Annotated in this window: 1 protein-coding gene; it reads left to right on the forward strand. The window is 24.0% G+C overall.

Annotation, left to right across the window (positions count from 1 at the left end):
- Positions 1-59: 59 nt before the first annotated feature.
- Positions 60-536: a hypothetical protein gene (locus ON17_RS02750; RefSeq protein ID WP_017191975.1), complete on the forward strand. Its 477-nt coding sequence runs from the start codon at positions 60-62 to the stop codon at positions 534-536.
- Positions 537-655 lie beyond the last annotated feature (119 nt).

The following is a 655-nucleotide window of genomic DNA, read 5'->3' on the forward strand; positions in this document are numbered from 1 at the left end:
ATTTAACTTTTTAAATTATTAAAAAATTAAATCCAAAACGAAGAAAGGTTAAAAAAGAAATGAATTATAAAGAATTTATTCGGAAACATAAGAAAATAATAACGTTAGTAGTGATAGGATTATTAGGGGTTTTGCTGATATTTGGCGTTTTTTTCGGAATTAAATATTTAAACGATAATAAGGTTGAAAGTTCTTCCACAAGTGTTATTTCAAATACAACACCAGAAAAAGAACAAACCGCTTTAAAGATTTTAAATGAAAAAGTTGCAGACAGCGGTCTTTTAATTTTTTTAAGTTTTTTTAATGATAAATATACAAATGCTTTAACTAAAAACATAAATTTCCGCAAAAGCATTTATCATTCTTTAAATAGAAAAGATTTAGAACAAACAAATGATAATTTCAAATTATCATCATCTCCAGTATTATTTACCAAAGCTTTTTTTAACGATAATCATATTTATTTTCCTGCAAAAAATTTCCCTTTTAACGAAGAAGATGCTAAAGCATATAAAGACGATAAATTAGAAGGGTGAGACCCAACGAAATGGCACTGAAAGATAACTACTAATTTTTCTAAAATAAATATCTTTTAGAAAAAATTATTTATTAATTTACTTTATGATAACATAACAAAAATATTTGTCAACCCTTT

It is taken from the genome of Poinsettia branch-inducing phytoplasma str. JR1, from assembly GCF_000309465.1.
Classification (GTDB): Bacteria; Bacillota_I; Bacilli_A; order Acholeplasmatales; family Acholeplasmataceae; genus Phytoplasma; species Phytoplasma pruni.

Bases quoted from the DNA above. Each gene is read 5' to 3' on its own strand.
- ON17_RS02750 (WP_017191975.1), top strand. From the start codon at position 60: ATGAATTATAAAGAATTTATTCGGAAACATAAGAAAATAATAACGTTA.